This window comes from Amycolatopsis sp. NPDC114484, assembly GCF_055633755.1.
Genome location: NZ_JBVKDQ010000001.1, coordinates 719,372 through 734,883, shown reverse-complemented (window position 1 = coordinate 734,883; position 15,512 = coordinate 719,372). Strand labels below are relative to the sequence as shown.

The following is a 15,512-nucleotide window of genomic DNA, read 5'->3' as shown; positions in this document are numbered from 1 at the left end:
TCGCACCTGACCTGCGAAGGAGGCCACGATGTTGACTATCGTCCTGACCTGGGTCGGCGCGGTATTGGGATTGACGCTGCTGGTCGCGATGGCCGCGGGGGCGTTCGTCGTCGACTTCGACGAGGCGATGCGCGAACGGCGGCTGAAGGCACGCAGCACGGCGGGGCCGACCAGCTGAGGCCCGAGCTTCGGGTCCAGGCAAGATGTGCGGCATGAGTCCGGTGAGCCGCGCGCGCAAGAAGAGTTCCCTACCCACCGCCCCCAGCGTCAACGGTCTGTTCAAGGACGTGCTGCGGGACTTCTCCGCGGTCGCGGCCGAGCCCGGTCCGTTCGACATCGACCTGCTCGGTTCCGAGGTCGTCGGGCAGTGGCGGGACGTCGTCGTGGAGGACGAACCGGAAAGCCAGCTCGGGCTTGAGCTGATCGCGTTCGCACAGCGCAAGATCACGCCCGGCGCGGCGGCGCTGCTGGCCGCGCTGAAGGTGCTGGCCGAGTCCGAAGAGGAGCGTTCGGCGGCGGCCGAGGCGCTGGGCGTCGTGCTCGGCCGGGGCATTCCGGAGCCGGAGTGGGCCGCCGAGGTCGGGCAGGTCAGCGTCGGCGAATGCTGGCGCACCGGGGATGTTTACGGCGACGAATCGTCGCTGCTGTGCGTGTTCTCGCGAGGCGACCACACGCTCGGCCTGCTCGCGCTGCTGGACTTCACCGAGGGCGGCCGGGTGCGCGACCTGGTGGTCATCGAGGAGCCGCACGAGGTGCTCGCCGAAATGCGCTCGCAGGTCGAGGAAGACGGCGAGCTGGTCGTACTGGAAAAGATCGAGCCCGCCGACGCGCATCGGCTGCTGGTTTCCGGGATCGCCGCTACCGACGCGCAGGACGAGCCGGACGTCGGCGAGGACTACACGCGATTCCACGCCATCGCGCTGACCTGGGCGCGTTCGCTGCCGGAGCCCTCCGCGGTTCCGCCGGTCGCCGAGTGGACCGCCGCGCAGCGCGAGGAAGCCGTCACCCAGTTCCTCGCCGACACGAACCTGCCGGACGCCGACGCCGCCCGCGAAATCGCCAACCTGCTGGTGGACCACGGCTGTCGCACCGAACCGGCCACCCCGCTGCGGGTCGGTCCGGAAAAGCTGGCGCGGTTCCTCGAATCCTTGCTGGACGGCGAATACGAGCTGGAAGACGAGGACTCCGTCGCGCCGGTCGTGCTGTCCTGGGCAAGCTGGGCCGCCGCTCGCGCCGGACTGCCCGAAGTCGCGATCGCGGCGTTGCTGGAAGAAGTGACCGAATACCTCGGCGAGTACCTCTCGGACGACGACGAGGAGGAAGACGACTTCAGCGATTACCTCGACGGCACCGAATCCGCCGAGGAAGCCCTGGACGTGGTGACCCGCCGCCGTTTCGCGGTTCCCGAACTGTCCACAGTGATCGGTGACGAGGAGCTGACCGACCTGGACCCGGGCGACCCGGAACAGCGCCGGCTGCTGGTGATCGGGGCGCACCCGGAGTACCACGAGTCGCTGGCCGCGGAAGAATTCGACGGCGCCGACGGTCTCCGGCTCGCCCTCGAGACGTCCATTGTGGACCAGCTGTGGGACGACGAGCCCGCCGAAGTGTGGACCGCCGCGCAGAACCTGCTGCAGCAGGACCTTTCCCGCACTGACGTCCTCGACCGCTTGGTGACTGTCCTCGAAGGACAGTTGACCGAAACCGAGGAAGAAGACCAGCTGGATTACGACCTGGACGCCTACCGCGCCGCCTTGGCCGAGATCTAGCCCTTCGGAAGCGCGATCCGGGCCGACCGGATCTCCGCGAGCAACCGGGTTTTGCGGCGGTGGACGTTCACCAGCTCGGCGACGTAGCCGGTGAACTCCTCCGCCGTACCCGCTTGTTTGTGCAGAGTGCGCAGTTTTTTGAGGCACTGCGCCGCTTCCCGGTACGCGCCCGCTTCTTTCTGCGCGATCAACTGCTCGATCCGCTCGCGATACTCCGGGATCGAGTCTTCTTGCGGTGTCTCTGTCTGCGGCGGTGCTTCTTTCCGCTGCGGCTTCTCCACCCGCCGAAGCTTCTCCTGCGGCTTCTCCACCCGCTGCGGAGTCAACACCCGCGCCGCATACGCGATCGCCTCGCCGTGCCGCCCAGCCGACCGCAACACCCGGACAATCTTGAGACTGACGTCCACCCGCGGCGGCTTGGCCGCGAGAATGGCGACCAGCCCGTCCACGTCCCCGCTGGCCTCGGCGATTTCCTCCTGCAGCCGCTGCGCGATCTCGAGCTTTTCGGATTTCCCGCGCAGTACTTCGTCCACAATGGACTTCATCCGCGCGAGTCCGGATTCCCCGAGCGCCGCCGCGAAATCAGCCACCGCGACCGCCCGCCCGCTGAACGCCGCCTCCAGCACCCAGTCCGCGAGCTGCCCCGGCTCCGGCGGCCGAGCCGCACAAGCCCGCGCGTACAACGCGACCGCCTGGTCAAGCCGCTCCTCAAGGTCGGCGGCGAGGTCGCTGTGCTGTTCGAGCATGCCCACGATGTCGTCCACCGCCCGCCGGGCGAGCGGCGCGAGATCAGCGCGGCTGCCGGAGTCGAGCAGCCGCCGCACAGTATCGAGAACCGCACCGATTTTGGCGGTGTACTCGACCGGGTCGGGGACGCTCACGCGAACAGTCTGCCGTATCGCCCGTAACCGGCGTGTGGGCCAACGGCGTACTCTTTTCGGCCCAACCCGGACACCCCAGGTGAGCACCGTGCGTGATAGTCAGGTCCAGTGACCTTAGACGACCTCACCCAGCGCCTCCGCGACTTCGCCGCCGCCCGGGACTGGGAACCGTTCCACACCCCGAAAAACCTGACGATGGCCCTGTCCGGCGAAGTGGGCGAGCTGATCGCCCTGTTCCAGTGGCTGACGCCGGAGGAAGCCGCGAACTGGCGCGCGGACCCGACGCAGGAGTTCAACGTCCAAGATGAAATCGCCGACGTGATGCTGTACCTGGTCCGGCTGGCGGATGTGCTGGGAATCGACCTGCTGGAGGCGGCGAACGCGAAGGTGGACCGAAACGAGAAGAGGTTCCCTCCGCTAGCCCGGTGATCCAGTCGCGACCCGCTTCGTCTCGTCGAGATACCAGCCGCCGATCAGCGCACCGACCGCGAGGACAGCCAGCACGATCCCCGGCCCCAGCCCGGCACCGCCGAACATCGCGGCGACCGTGAGGACCATCAGGACGAGTCCGATTCCGATCAGCACCCGCCCGACCGGCCGGCCGCTGCCCGACGGTGCCTTCTGGTGCCTCGGCGGCGGGACAGGAGCGCTCTCGAAGCCCAACCGCACCGGAGCCTCGTCCAGCCGCACGACGTGCGCACCGAGTTCGAGCGCCCGGGAAAGCCGCGGTTCGGACTCGCGCACCCCCGAGTCGTACACCAGGTGCGTGACCGAGCCCGTCAGGTTCTTCGCCAGCTGGAACCCCTCCGACAGCACCCGCGCCCGCACCTGGTCCGCATCCGCCGTCGCACCGAGCACGAGGACCCTCGTCGGCTTGTGCCCAGTGGCGGTGACCCTGAGGTCCACCACCACTTCCAGCACCCCGAGCGCCTCCGCGACCTGACGCAGTTCGCGGTACTCGGCGGAGGTCACCACCCCGTCGGCCTCCGCGACCCGGCGCAGCTCAGCGACGAAACCGGCCTGCACCCGCCGGACCTCCGCCGCGGGCAGTCCAGCTTCAGCCGCGAGGCCAGCGAGCGCCGAGACCTCCTCGTCGGTCAGGAACTGGTCGCCGACCGCCTCGGCGAGCAAATCGAGGTAAGCCTGCTCGACGGGTCCGCCGTCTCCCTCGGAAACCCGGTCGACCGCCTCGGCCATCCAGCCCTTCTCCGCACCGTCAACCGACCGGCGCAGAGGTGCCGCCCCCGCCGCGTACCGCGGCAGTTCCGGAAAACGCACTGGCTGCGCCAATCGCAACCCGTGCGTGCCGACGAGAGCGATCATCGCCTGCGCGCACGCCCGAGCGGCCGGTTCGGCGAGGTAGCCGGGGAAGTCCTCGATGCCGAAGGCGCGGGCGATGGTGGCGAGCCGGCAGTTGGGCAGCGGCAACGTCGCCTGCGCGGTGTCCTTGAGCGAGATGCCCGGCAGCGGCGGCAGCCGGACGCCTAGCTGGCGGATCTCGGCGAGGAGCCCCTCCGCCGAGGATAGGTCGTGGACCACGACAACCGCGCCTCGGCACAGATCGAACAACTGGCTGAGGATGTCGCCGAAAGCTGGTGCACCGGCCAGTTCGGCCGCGGTGATGCGGTGCGGATTGCGCCGGTTCGCGTCCGCGGCGACGACCGTCGCGAACTCGCCGAGGAACGTCCCGTCCCCGCGGAACCGGATCGCGGCGACCTCCAGGACGCGACCGGCGTGCAGTCCGGTCGTCTTCACGTCGATCGCGGTGAATTCCGTGTCGCTCGCGGGCACCTTCCCGGTCGGGGACAGGGAAAGTCGTTCGATCAGCTCGGACATCGTGGATGCGCTTTCTCCTGGACAGTCCCCATAGCCATCGCCGGACCGCGGCAAACCGTCACACTCTCCGCGGGAAACGCTGGCTTTGTGACTTATCCGTGACTTCTCCTTCACTCTTTCCTGTCCGGGAAGCCCTGGCACGTAACACTGACCGCCGCTTTTGCGAACTCTATTCGGCACCCGCCTCAGGAAGAGGATTTCCGAATGCACTCCACGCCCGCGCCGCCGGCGCGCCCCAAGCTGAAATTCCCGACCTGGCTGACGGTCGTGCTCAGCACCTTCGCGGTTCTCTTCATTCTGGGCGCGGTGTTCGGAAAGCCGTCGTCGACGCCGGAGCCGGTGGCCGCGCCGGTCGCGCCGCCCCCGGTAACCACATCAGCAACTCCGGTACCAGTGACATACACCGTGGATAAAATCGCCGACGCCGCTAACGTCGAACTGGCCGGTTCGGACGGAAGCCATCGCACCGTGCGCATTCTCGGCCTCGAAGTGGCGACCGGGAACAACTGCTACGCCACGGAAACCGTTACTTGGGCCAATAACAAGCTCGCCGGCACGGCAGTAAAGATCACCACGGACACCACCGACGGCGTCTCACTCGCGTTGAGCGACGGCACCGACTACGCGACCGCGACGCTTTCGGCCGGGTACGCCCGGCTGGCCGGGAACGTCATCTCCGACTCGTTGCGCAACGCGGCGAACGCAGCCCAGCAAGCGGCGACTGGATTGTGGGCGGAACCCTGCAAGGGAATGATCACCGCGCCGGCTCCGGTGCCGAGCGCGACGCCGACGCCGACTCCGACGCCGCCGAAGGAAACACCCGCACCGCCAGCCCCGCGCACGTCTGAGCAAGCCGCCCCGCCGCCTCCCCCGGTCGAGGACGCGCCGGAGCCCGAACAGCCGAGCGGTGCGTACTACAAGAACTGTGCGGCCGCGAAAGCCGCGGGAGTGACGCCGCTGCACCGCGGCGACCCGGGCTACCGTCCCGCGCTGGATCGCGACGGCGACGGAATCGCCTGCGAACGATGACTCCTGGTGTCCTGCGGCACCACCGGCAGACGAACCGCCCCAAGCCCCGTAGCCTGGAGTTATGCCGATCCAGGTGCTGCTAGTAGACGACCACGAACTCGTCCGGCGGGGCCTGCGCGACCTGCTCAGCGACGAGGCCGACCTGGAAGTGGTCGCCGAGGCCGGGAGCGTCGAAGAGGCGCTCGCGGTGGCCATGCACGTCGAGCCGGATGTCGCGGTCGTCGATGTTCGCCTCGGGGACGGCGACGGCATCACGCTCTGCCGCGAGCTGCGGTCCAAGCCGAATCCGCCGGCCTGCCTGATGCTCACCGCGTTCGACGACGAGGAAGCCATGGTCGGCGCGATCATGGCGGGCGCTTCGGGCTATCTGCTCAAGCAGGTTCGCGGGCAGGACGTGGTGAACGCGGTCCGCGAGGTCGCCGCCGGACGGTCGTTGCTCGACCCGGTCAGCACGGCCCGCGTGCTCGACAAGCTGCGCCATCCGCCGACCGACGAGCTGGCCGCCCTGACCGATCGCGAACGCGACGTTCTGGAGCTGATCGGGCAGGGGCTGTCGAACCGCGAGATCGCCGAACGTCTTTTCCTCGCCGAAAAAACGGTGAAGAACTACGTGACGTCCGTGCTCGCGAAGCTCGGCATGCAGCGCCGCACCCAGGCCGCGGCGTGGATTGCCCGGCGCGGCAAGTGAATCAGCTCCCCGCGACGGCGCGACCGTAGCGTTCGGACAGCAGCTGCAGCAACGGGATCAGCTCCGGCGGCGACTCGACGGTGAAGTCCATCATCAACATTCCAATGTAGACAGCCACGGTGTCCAAACTGTCCGCGCCGGTGACCAGCACACATTGGTTCTCGCCAACGGGTTCGACGACGCCGACTGTCGGATTGATCCGCGCCAGCACCTTCTCCGCCGGGGCGTCGATACGCAGGCGCGCGTGCACGAGCCAGCCGCTCGCCGCGATCGTGCGCATCGCGAAGGCGGTGTAATCCCCGCCAGGCAAGGGATTCGGCTCGAACCGGCGGCGGGTCGGCATCCTCGGCCGCATCAGGTCGACGCGGTAGGTCGCCCAGCTATCGTCCTGCGGATCGCGGGCGACCAGGTACCAGCGCCGTTGCCAGCTGAGCAACCGGTACGGCTCGACCAGCCGCAACTCGTCCGCGTAGTCGAGCCGGAGCCATTCGACGTGCCGGATCGCCCGCGCGATCTCCTGCAGCACGGCTCCGTCGACCTCCGGATCAGGCGCGTCGGTGCCGGTGTTCTCCGGACCGCGATCGATCGTCGACCGCAGCGCGTCGACCGTCGGACGCAGCCTCGCCGGCAAAACCTGCTCAAGCTTCGCGAGCGCCCGCGTGCCTGCCTCGTCGATCCCGGAGATGCCCGCCGCGGCCCGCAGCCCGACCGTGACCGCCACCGCCTCCTCGTCGTCCAGCAGAAGCGGAGGCAGCTTCCCGCCCGAGCCGAGCCGGTAGCCGCCGACGTTCCCGCGCGTCGCCTCGACGGGATAGCCCAGGTCACGCAGCCGTTCGACATCGCTCCGGATCGTCCGGGCCGAGACGCCCAGGCGTTCCGACAGCTCCCTGCCGCTCCGCCCGACCGCACTCTGAAGCAGGGCGAGAAGCGCCAGCAACCGCGCCGTCGGATCGGCCATCAAAACTCCTTCTTCTATTAGGATCTAATCCTACCTAATAGCCTCCTAGTGTTCTTCTCATGACGAACGCGACCGCCTCCCTCGCCCTCCGCCCCTTCACCGTCGAGGTCACCGACGCCGAACTCGCGGACCTGCACGAACGCCTCGCCCGCACCCGCCTGCCGCAGCCGTCGCCGACCGACGATTGGGACGCCGGCACCCCGAACGCCTACCTCCGGACGGCGATCGAGGCGTGGCGGAGCTTCGACTGGCGTGCCGCCGAGGCGCGGATCAACTCCTTCCCGCACTTCACCACCGAGATCGACGGCCAGACGTTCCACTTCGTGCACGTCCGCTCCGCCCATCCCGGCGCGACGCCGCTGCTGCTCGCGCACACCTATCCCGGCTCGTCGGTCGACTACCTCGACCTGATCGACCGCCTCGTCGACCCGGTCGCTTACGGCGGCCGCGCCGAGGACGCCTTCGACGTCGTCGTCCCCGACGCACCCGGCTACGGCTTCTCGCAGCCCGTCGCCGAATCCGGCTGGACAGTCGCCCGCGTCGCCGCCGCGTACGACCGGCTGATGCGCGGCCTCGGGTACGAGAGTTACGGAATCCACGGCTCGGACAACGGCGCGATGGTCGCCCGGGAGCTCGGTTTGCTCAACCCGGACGGTTTCCTCGGCCTGCACGTCCTGCAGCTGTTCTCGTTCCCGTCCGGCGATCCGGCCGAATTCGAACGCCTCGAACCGGCCGACCACGCCGGTCTCGCGCACATGCAATGGTTTCAATCAGTCGGTGGCTACAACACGATGAACGCCTCGCGCCCGCAAACGGTTTCCGTCGGCCTCAGTGACTCCCCGATCGGATTACTCGCCTACAGCGAGCTGTTCAACTCCTTCGGCAACGGCACTTCGCTCGTACCGCTGGAAAAGATCCTGCTGGAGGTGAGTGTGAACTGGTTCGCCAACGCCGCTTCCGGGATGAGCCGCAGCTACCTGGAGAACGCCCGCGCGGAGGACGAACCGCGAGTGAGCGACGCGCGTACCGGTGTGGCAGTGTTCAAGGACGACTTCCAGACCATCAAGACCTTCGCCGAACGCGACAACACGAACATCGTGCACTGGAGCCGCTTCGCCGAAGGCGGTCACTTCGCGGCGCTGGAACGCCCCGACCTCCTCGCCGGCGACCTTCGCGCTTTCTTCGCTGCCCGCGACTGACTCCTGCTGATTCCGCGCCCAAACCCCGCCCGCGTTGCTGCGGACGGGGTTCTCGGCGTCCCCGACGAAGCTGAGGGTAGCCGACTGCCGTTGATTGATTCACCCAATTGAGTGCCGAATGGATGTTCGATTTCTCGCTACCATGGGGAACGGCTCGGTGGCAGACGAGAAGCGTGGGAAGGAGCGTGTTCGATGACTCGTGAAGGCTGAATCTCTTGGTGCGCGGTGTGTTCACAGCGGTGGGTTCACAGCGGCGCGAGGTTGATACAGCGTGTTTGCTGCGAGCGATTCAGGACAAACGCAGACGCAGTGCGTTCCCTGCGGTCCGAGGTGGCGTTTCGGTATTGCGCTAGGTCGCCGCGACGCGGGGTCGACGACACAGTGCAGAGCCACGCGAAGCTGCGCGGCTGACGTGACGAGTCCGATGCGATAGCTCGGTGCGATGTGGTTACCGCGACGTGCGCGTGCGGCGCGGTAACTGCCACTTCGGACTCGGCACAGGGACTCGACGCAGACGGTCGACGCAGGACGGGTTATTGCCTTGTCGGACAGGGCAATTCGGTTACCTGCGGTCGGCGCAGCGCGAACTGTTGCGGTGCGGTGAGGTTGCGGCGTGGTGGAGAGTCGCGGCGTGGTGGAGTCGCGGCGTGGTGGCTACGTGGCGGACATTCCGCCGCAGCTGCGAGTGGCTTCGTGGCGGACGCCTCGCCGCAGCTGCGAGTAGCTTCGTGGCGGACGCCCCGTTGCAGCTGCGACGAGAGCTGTCGCGCTGCAGTATCGACTCTGCAGTATCCGCACTGAAGTATCGACGCTGCGGTATGGCTGCTTCATCGTCGATCGCCGCGCTGCGGTCCACTGTGTTGCTAACCGTCGCAACGCGGTAGCAGCGTCGCGAACCCGTTGCGACTACTGAAACCCCTGCGCAGCAACGCAACCACCGAAATACTCACTCAAGCGGGAGGTCAAACGCAACCAGCGTACCCAAACTAGGCGAAGAATTGAGGAAAAACCGGCCCCCAGCAGCGTCAGCACGCTCGGCCAGATGCCGCAGCCCTCGGGTGGCGACCCCTTGCGGCACCCCAGATCCGTTGTCCCGCACGCGAAGCTTCACGCCCTCAGCATCGCGGGTCAACGTCACGCGGGTCTCGCTCGCACCGGAGTGTCGGACCACATTGGACAGTGCCTCGCGCAGCGCCGCGCGAATGTGGTCGGCCCGCTCGGCCGGGATGTCGGCGAACTCGCCAGACAGTTCCAGGGTCGGCGGATAGCCGAGCAGCTCGCCGGCGATGCGCACCTCACCGCGCGCGGATTCGGCGAGGTCCGTCGGCGTGCCGGGGTCGTGGCGCGGCTCTGGCGAGCGCAGGGCGCGCACGGTGCCGCGGATTTCCTCGATGGTCTGGTCCAGCTGGTCGATCGCGTCGGACAGCCGGGCTCCATCGGCCTGCGCGAAGCGTTTCCGCATGTTGCGCCGTACCCGGTCCAGCTGCATCCCGGTGCCGTAGAGCCGTTGCACGATCACGTCGTGCAGCTCGCGGGCGATACGTTCGCGCTCCTGGTAGAGCGTCACGCGATGCCGCGCGTTCGCGCCTTCCGCCAGCGCGAGCACCACCCCGGCCTGCGCCGCGAACGCCGCGAGCATCTCGACCGTGCCCGCGGAGAACGGCTCGCGCCCCTTCCGCCGATACACCGTGAGCGCGCCGAGCACCCGTCCGCCGGATCCGAACGGCGCGGCCGCGAACGGCCCGTACCCGCGCAGTTCATCCGGCACATACGGGGCCGTGCGCGGATCGACGCTGAAGTCCTCCGCCGCGATCGGCTCGCTGCCGCGCGCGACCTGACCCGCGGCGGAGTCCGTCTCGAGTGTCAGCCCGCGCAGCTCCCCGACCGGCCCGCCTTCGGCGTCGCCCGTCGGCACCTCGGCGAGCAAACCGTCGACCCCATACGCCGCCTCGACCACGACGCGACCGTCGTCGGCGCTGACCATCGCCAGGCCGAGGTCGGCGTCCGCGAGTTCGACGGCCCTGGCCACGACTGTTTCCAGCACCGCCTCCGGATCGTCCCCGGACAACGCGGTGCTGGTGATCTCCGTGGCCGCGGAGAGGGCGCGCGCGGCGAGTGTCGGGTCCATGAGCAACTCCGACCTTAGCGCGGACCCCAGACCCAGACCCGAAATCGTGACCGTCACCAACAACCCTCCGTCACGCCGCCACCCGCGGCAACGCCCGCCGCACGACGCGCCCGTCCCGAACCTCGAAAACAATGTCCGCTTGCAGCTCTTCGTCTGCATTGTGCGTTACGTGCACGACCGTCCGTCCGGCAAGCTCCGTACGCAACATCGCCCGCAACGCCCGCGCAGTCGGCTCGTCAAGGTGCGACGTCGGCTCGTCGAGCAACACCAACTCCGCCGACGGAGCCGCCAGCAACGCCCGCGCCAACGCCACCCGCTGCGCCTGCCCACCGGACAACCCGGCCCCCGCGCTGTCGAGCACGGTCGCCAAATCCAGCTCCGGCAACTGCGCCTGATCCAGCACCCGACGCAAATCGGACGTCTCCGCCAGCGGATCCGCGAGCCGCAAATTCTCCGCCACCGTCGTCGACACCAACATCGGCTCCTGCGGCGCCCAAGCCACCTTGCCCGGCACGACAACCTCGCCCGCCCGAGGCTGAAGGAACCCCAGCAAAGCCGCCACCAACGTGGACTTCCCCGCCCCGCTCGGCCCGACAACCGCCGCGTAAGCCCCGGTCGGCACGCTCAGCTCGACGTCCGTCAGCACCGCCTCGCCGCCCGGCCATCCCAGCTCAGCACCCCGCAACCGAACTGCGGCCGGGTGGTCCAGCTCGCCCGCGACCCGAGCGACGGCGGACGCTGCCTCGCCCCGGCCCCGCCCGCTCGACGGTTCGGCAACCGCGCGGCCTACTTCTTCGTACGCACTCCCAGCAGAAGTTGTCTCACCCCGCACGCCCACCGGTCCAGCAACCACGCGGCTTTCGTCGTACGCACTCCCGACAGAAGCCGCCCCACCCCGCACGCCCACCGGTCCGGCGACCACGCAGCCTTCGTCGTACGCACTCCCGACAGAAGCCGCCCCACCCCGCACACCCGCCGGTCCAGCAACCACGCGTCCTTCTTCGTGCGCACTCCCAGAACCAGCCGCATCGCGCGAACGCCCAACCTCCGGCTCGCCAACCACCGCACCAAGCCGGACCCGAGCCGCCCGCAGCGTGTCCCAATGCACCGCGGCCTGCGGCAGCAGCGCCAACACCTCGGCCAGGGCCAACGGCACCAACGCCAGCAGCGGAGCCAGCACGCCCGCCAATTCCCCGCGGCCGACCGCCGCTGCGGCCAGCATTGTGCTGACCACCGCAGCTGCCCCAGTCGCCAGCGTAATTAGCGCATCCGCCGCACCCGCGCCGAACGCCTGCCGCCGGGTGTCGGCTGCCAGTTGCGTGTCCGTCGACGCCAGGTCGCGGCGACGCGAAGCCGCTCGGCCGTAAGCGAGCAACTCCGCCGCCGACGAGAACAGCACCAAAACCCGCGCCGCGACGTCACGTCGGCCGGCCGCGAGGGCTGAAGTCGCCCGTCGCTCCAAGCGCAGCGCGACCGCCGGTGCCGCTAAACCGATCAGCACCGTCAGGGCCAGCACCAAACCGGCCGACGGCAAGACGATCGTCTGCACCGCGATCGCCCCGGCCGCGACCAACCCGACCGCGATCGGCGGCGATACGACTCGCGGCAGCAAATCCCGCACCGTGTCGACATCCGTCACCAGCCGTCGCTGGCTCTCCCCGGCTTCGAGGCTGCGCGCCGGACCCAAGCGCACCAACGCATTCCACAGCCGAACCCGCAACCGTCCGGCGATCCGGAAGGCGGCGTCGTGCGTCACGAGCCGTTCGACGTACCGGAGCCCGGCTCGTCCCAGCCCGAACGCGCGTACCCCGACGACCGCGACCGTCAGGGTCAGAATCGGTGGCTGCAAGGACGCTTTGGCGATTAGCCAACCGGAAGTCGCGGTAAGGGCGATCCCGGCCAAGAGCGCCAATGCACCCAAGAAGGCACCGGAGAAGAGCCTTCGGTCAAGCAACATCCGCCAGGGAAGCGGTTGTGCGTCGACACTGTCTGAAGTGGACTCAAGTGCTGCCGTGGGCGAGGAGTCCGAAACAGCCACTGCGACAGAACGTTCGTGAGCAGCGATTACCGCCGCCGCACCGTTTTCGACCGCTCGCTCGACAGCGTCCAACACCCGCCGCGCGTTGACGTCGTCCAGGTGCGCGGTCGGCTCGTCCAGCAGCAGCAACCAGGCACCCGACTGAACGCGCAGCAACGCCCGAGCCACGGCGACGCGCTGGCGTTGCCCCAGGGAAAGCCGGTCGACCGGACGGTCGGCGAGACCGTGCAAGCCGAGTTCGCCGAGCACTGCGTCAACGTCGGGTCCAGCAAGTTCTTCCCGCACAGTGCCGCCACTGAAGACCGGCGACTGCGGGACCCACGCGATACCGGCGCGCCACCGTTCGAGGTCGGCTTCGGCGAGCGGGACGTCACCTGCCATCACCGACCCGTCGTAAGACGGTACGAAACCCAGCAACGTCGCCAGCGTTGTCGATTTGCCGCCACCGCTCGGTGCGCGCAGCCACACGATCTGGCCGCGACTGACCGAGAACCTCTCGCCGTCCGGGGCGAATCCGCCGCGCCGGGCGACTTTTAGGTCGGACACAACCAACGATCCACAGGGCGCGGTGCGCGTTCCCTCGGCCGGGACCGGCTCCGCGAGCACCGCAGTCACCCGGCGGACCGCTTCCACCCCGTCCTCGCTCGCGTGGAACGCCGCGCCGACCGCGCGGATCGGCTGGTAGCACTCGGGAACGAGGATCAGCACGCCGAGCCCGATCGCCAGCGGGAGCGATCCCGAGACGACCCGTACGCCGATGACGACCGCCACTAGCGCGACCGACAGCGTCGCCGCGAGTTCCAGCACGAACGCCGAGGAGAACGCAACCCGCAACGTCTTGAGCGTCGCGCGACGATGCCGTTCCGACAGTTTCCGCACGGTTTCGGCCTGTGCGTCAGCCCGCCGGAACGCGGTGAGCACCGGCAACGCCCGCACCAGTTCGAGCAGCAGACCGGACATCCGGTGCACTGCGTCCGTCGCGCCGGAAACGCGGTCGGCGGTGAATTTTCCTACCAGGACGGCGAACATCGGCAGCAACGGAACCGTCGCGGCGACGATTACCGCCGATGGCCAATCTGTCCACAGGATCGCCGCGCCCGCCGCGAGCGGGACGACCGCGGCGGTGACGAGAGCGGGCAGGTACTCGCGGAAGTAGGAGTCGAGTGCGTCGAGGCCGCGCGTGACGAGCGTCGTGAGTTCGCCGTGGCCGCGCCGGGCCAGCCATTCCGGGCCGAGGCGCAACGCGTGGTCGACGACGCGAGCGCGCAGGTCGCGTTGCGCGGTCGCGGCGGCGCGTGCGGAGACAACCCGCACCGCCCAGCTGGTGCCCGCGCGGCCCACGACGAGCGCGAACAGGACAGCCAACTGGACGGTGCGGCCCCCTTCCCCCAGCCCCTCGGAGACCACGTCCGCGAGGAGGTCCGCTAACAGAAAAGCTTGTCCGACAAGGAAAACCGCGTTCCCGAACGACAGCACCGCGACCAGGGTCAGTGCTCGGCGCGCGGCCGGCCCCAAGGCCGAGAGCGCGCCGAGCGGACCCTTGCCCGGCCGCACTGGGTCCATGGGGGACCTCGTGGCGGAAAGGGGTGCGCGGCCGGGAAGTTCGGTCATGGTGCGTGCACCGCCGGGATGTGCTGGACGCCGATGCGCTTGCGGAAAACCCAGTAGGTCCAACCTTGGTAGATCAGCACCGCTGGCGCCCCGAACGCGCCGACCCAGGTCATCACCGTCAGCGTGTAGTGGCTGACCGCGGTGTTCATGATGGTCAGCGAGTGCGCCGGGTCCAATGTGGACGGAAGGACGTTCGGGTAGAGCGCGCCGAAGAAGGTCACCGCGGCACCCGTGATGACGACCGCGAGCGCGGCGAACGCCTGCCCGTCGCGGTCGACGTGGAGCCGCAGCCACGCCACCACCGCGGCGAGGACGACGATCACCAGCGAGATCAGCGTCCACGGTTTTCCTTCGCGGACCTGGACGACCACCAGGAACGCGACCAACGGCAACAGCCCGACCGGAAGGATGCGCAGCGCCAGCGTGCGCGCACGTTCCCTCAGGTCACCGCTGGTTTTCAGGGCGAGGAAGGCCGCGCCGTGCACGAGCGAGAAGCCGACGATGGCCACCGCGCCCAGGAGCGTCTCCCACCGAACGGACTCGAACGGCGAGCCGACGCGGTTGCCCTGCGCGTCGAGCGGCAGGCCGAGCACAGTGGTCGCGAGCAGCAGCCCGACGCCCAGCGGAGGAACCCATGAACCGATGATGATCACGCGGTCCCAGACGCGCCGCCACCGTTCGGAGTCGACCTTGCCGCGGTACTCGAACGCGACGCCGCGCCCGATGAGCGCGAGGAGGACGAGCAACAGCGGGAGGTAGGCACCCGAGAAAAGCGAGGCGTACCAGCCGGGGAACGCCGCGAAGGTCGCCCCGGCCGCGACGATCAGCCAGACCTCGTTGCCGTCCCAGACTGGCCCGATCGTGTTGACGAGGACGCGCCGCTCGGTGTTCGTCTTCCCGAGCACCGGCAGCAGCATCCCGACCCCGAAGTCGAATCCTTCGAGGAAGAGATACCCCAGCCAGAACAGCGCGACGATCGCGAACCACAGCGTTTCGAGTGTCATCCCCACTCACCTCGCCCGGCACCCGCCGGCGTCATCCGGTCGGCCACCGGGTTGTCCCCACGATGGCCCTGAGTTATCCACAACCCGGCGAGTTGTCCACAGATTCGCTGTGGGTAACCCGCGAGAGCCACCGCACGATTACGCTGGGTACGGGGCGTCCCCCCGGTGAGGGTGGGGGCTGCGTTCGCGGCGGAGGGGGTTGCGGCAAAGGTTCGCGTCGGCTGGTGCGGCGGGGCGGGAGGAGCCGGGGCGGAGTGCGTTGGGGCGGGGCCGTTCGGTGCTGTGGGCGAAGGCGCGTGGTTGTGCGTCGTTGCGGCGGATCGGTTCGTCGCGGGGTTCGCGGCTAGACCGGTCAGCACGGCAAGCTCGTC

Annotated in this window: 12 protein-coding genes; 6 read left to right on the top strand and 6 right to left on the bottom strand. The window is 68.8% G+C overall.

Going from position 1 to position 15,512, the window contains the following annotated elements; genetic code table 11:
• Positions 1–28: 28 nt before the first annotated feature.
• Together ACZ7SW_RS03575 and ACZ7SW_RS03570 are read left to right on the top strand one after the other, a co-directional pair.
• Positions 29–178 carry a hypothetical protein gene (locus ACZ7SW_RS03575; RefSeq protein ID WP_470228827.1) on the top strand — a complete coding sequence of 50 codons (150 nt, stop codon included), beginning with the start codon at positions 29–31 and terminating at the stop codon, positions 176–178.
• A 34-nt stretch (positions 179–212) separates the two neighbouring features.
• Complete coding sequence (locus ACZ7SW_RS03570; protein WP_470228826.1) at positions 213–1,769, top strand: hypothetical protein; 1,557 nt, start codon at positions 213–215, stop codon at positions 1,767–1,769.
• Here ACZ7SW_RS03570 and ACZ7SW_RS03565 read toward each other — a convergent pair.
• On the bottom strand, positions 1,766–2,650 hold the full coding sequence (locus ACZ7SW_RS03565) for a hypothetical protein (RefSeq protein WP_470228825.1): 885 nt from the start codon (positions 2,648–2,650) through the stop codon (positions 1,766–1,768). The genes ACZ7SW_RS03570 and ACZ7SW_RS03565 overlap by 4 nt on opposite strands.
• Positions 2,651–2,758: 108 nt before the next feature.
• On the opposite strand from ACZ7SW_RS03565, the gene ACZ7SW_RS03560 reads away from it, so the two are divergent.
• Positions 2,759–3,079, top strand: coding sequence for a nucleotide pyrophosphohydrolase (locus ACZ7SW_RS03560; protein ID WP_470228824.1), 321 nt, complete (start codon positions 2,759–2,761; stop codon positions 3,077–3,079).
• Here the strand turns inward: ACZ7SW_RS03560 and ACZ7SW_RS03555 are convergent.
• A complete protein-coding gene (locus tag ACZ7SW_RS03555) occupies positions 3,068–4,486 on the bottom strand; it encodes a 3'-5' exonuclease (protein WP_470228823.1) in 1,419 nt (472 codons plus the stop codon). The two genes, ACZ7SW_RS03560 and ACZ7SW_RS03555, sit on opposite strands and share 12 nt — an antisense overlap.
• 204 nt (positions 4,487–4,690) lie before the next feature.
• On the opposite strand from ACZ7SW_RS03555, the gene ACZ7SW_RS03550 reads away from it, so the two are divergent.
• Together ACZ7SW_RS03550 and ACZ7SW_RS03545 are read left to right on the top strand one after the other, a co-directional pair.
• Complete coding sequence (locus tag ACZ7SW_RS03550) at positions 4,691–5,515, top strand: excalibur calcium-binding domain-containing protein (protein ID WP_470228822.1); 825 nt, start codon at positions 4,691–4,693, stop codon at positions 5,513–5,515.
• A 61-nt stretch (positions 5,516–5,576) separates the two neighbouring features.
• Positions 5,577–6,203 carry a response regulator gene (locus tag ACZ7SW_RS03545; protein ID WP_009085782.1) on the top strand — a complete coding sequence of 209 codons (627 nt, stop codon included), beginning with the start codon at positions 5,577–5,579 and terminating at the stop codon, positions 6,201–6,203.
• A gap of 1 nt (position 6,204) precedes the next feature.
• Here ACZ7SW_RS03545 and ACZ7SW_RS03540 read toward each other — a convergent pair whose 3' ends face one another.
• Positions 6,205–7,161, bottom strand: coding sequence for a helix-turn-helix transcriptional regulator (locus tag ACZ7SW_RS03540; RefSeq protein WP_470228821.1), 957 nt, complete (start codon positions 7,159–7,161; stop codon positions 6,205–6,207).
• 59 nt (positions 7,162–7,220) lie between these two features.
• Between ACZ7SW_RS03540 and ACZ7SW_RS03535 the strand changes: the two genes are divergently transcribed.
• Complete coding sequence (locus ACZ7SW_RS03535; RefSeq protein WP_470228820.1) at positions 7,221–8,360, top strand: epoxide hydrolase family protein; 1,140 nt, start codon at positions 7,221–7,223, stop codon at positions 8,358–8,360.
• 946 nt (positions 8,361–9,306) lie between these two features.
• Here the strand turns inward: ACZ7SW_RS03535 and ACZ7SW_RS03530 are convergent.
• The 3 genes from ACZ7SW_RS03530 to cydB form a co-directional block, all read right to left on the bottom strand.
• The gene (locus tag ACZ7SW_RS03530; protein ID WP_470228819.1) at positions 9,307–10,488 is read right to left on the bottom strand and encodes a GAF domain-containing sensor histidine kinase; all 1,182 of its coding nucleotides are present in this window, start codon (positions 10,486–10,488) and stop codon (positions 9,307–9,309) included.
• Between the two features lie 70 nt (positions 10,489–10,558).
• Complete coding sequence (gene cydD / locus ACZ7SW_RS03525; RefSeq protein ID WP_470228818.1) at positions 10,559–14,089, bottom strand: thiol reductant ABC exporter subunit CydD; 3,531 nt, start codon at positions 14,087–14,089, stop codon at positions 10,559–10,561.
• A gap of 44 nt (positions 14,090–14,133) precedes the next feature.
• Positions 14,134–15,141: a cytochrome d ubiquinol oxidase subunit II gene (gene cydB / locus ACZ7SW_RS03520; protein ID WP_470228817.1), complete on the bottom strand. Its 1,008-nt coding sequence runs from the start codon at positions 15,139–15,141 to the stop codon at positions 14,134–14,136.
• Between the last annotated feature and the right edge of the window lie 371 nt (positions 15,142–15,512).

What these genes read in the sequence shown, in the direction of transcription:
- ACZ7SW_RS03535 (WP_470228820.1), top strand. Translation starts at nt 7,221, where the DNA reads ATGACGAACGCGACCGCCTCCCTCGCCCTCCGCCCCTTCACCGTCGAG.
- ACZ7SW_RS03575 (WP_470228827.1), top strand. Translation starts at nt 29, where the DNA reads ATGTTGACTATCGTCCTGACCTGGGTCGGCGCGGTATTGGGATTGACG.
- ACZ7SW_RS03545 (WP_009085782.1), top strand. Translation starts at nt 5,577, where the DNA reads ATGCCGATCCAGGTGCTGCTAGTAGACGACCACGAACTCGTCCGGCGG.
- ACZ7SW_RS03550 (WP_470228822.1), top strand. Translation starts at nt 4,691, where the DNA reads ATGCACTCCACGCCCGCGCCGCCGGCGCGCCCCAAGCTGAAATTCCCG.
- cydB (WP_470228817.1), bottom strand. Translation starts at nt 15,141, where the DNA reads ATGACACTCGAAACGCTGTGGTTCGCGATCGTCGCGCTGTTCTGGCTG.
- cydD (WP_470228818.1), bottom strand. Translation starts at nt 14,089, where the DNA reads ATGGACCCAGTGCGGCCGGGCAAGGGTCCGCTCGGCGCGCTCTCGGCC.
- ACZ7SW_RS03570 (WP_470228826.1), top strand. Translation starts at nt 213, where the DNA reads ATGAGTCCGGTGAGCCGCGCGCGCAAGAAGAGTTCCCTACCCACCGCC.
- ACZ7SW_RS03530 (WP_470228819.1), bottom strand. Translation starts at nt 10,488, where the DNA reads ATGGACCCGACACTCGCCGCGCGCGCCCTCTCCGCGGCCACGGAGATC.
- ACZ7SW_RS03555 (WP_470228823.1), bottom strand. Translation starts at nt 4,486, where the DNA reads ATGTCCGAGCTGATCGAACGACTTTCCCTGTCCCCGACCGGGAAGGTG.
- ACZ7SW_RS03540 (WP_470228821.1), bottom strand. Translation starts at nt 7,161, where the DNA reads ATGGCCGATCCGACGGCGCGGTTGCTGGCGCTTCTCGCCCTGCTTCAG.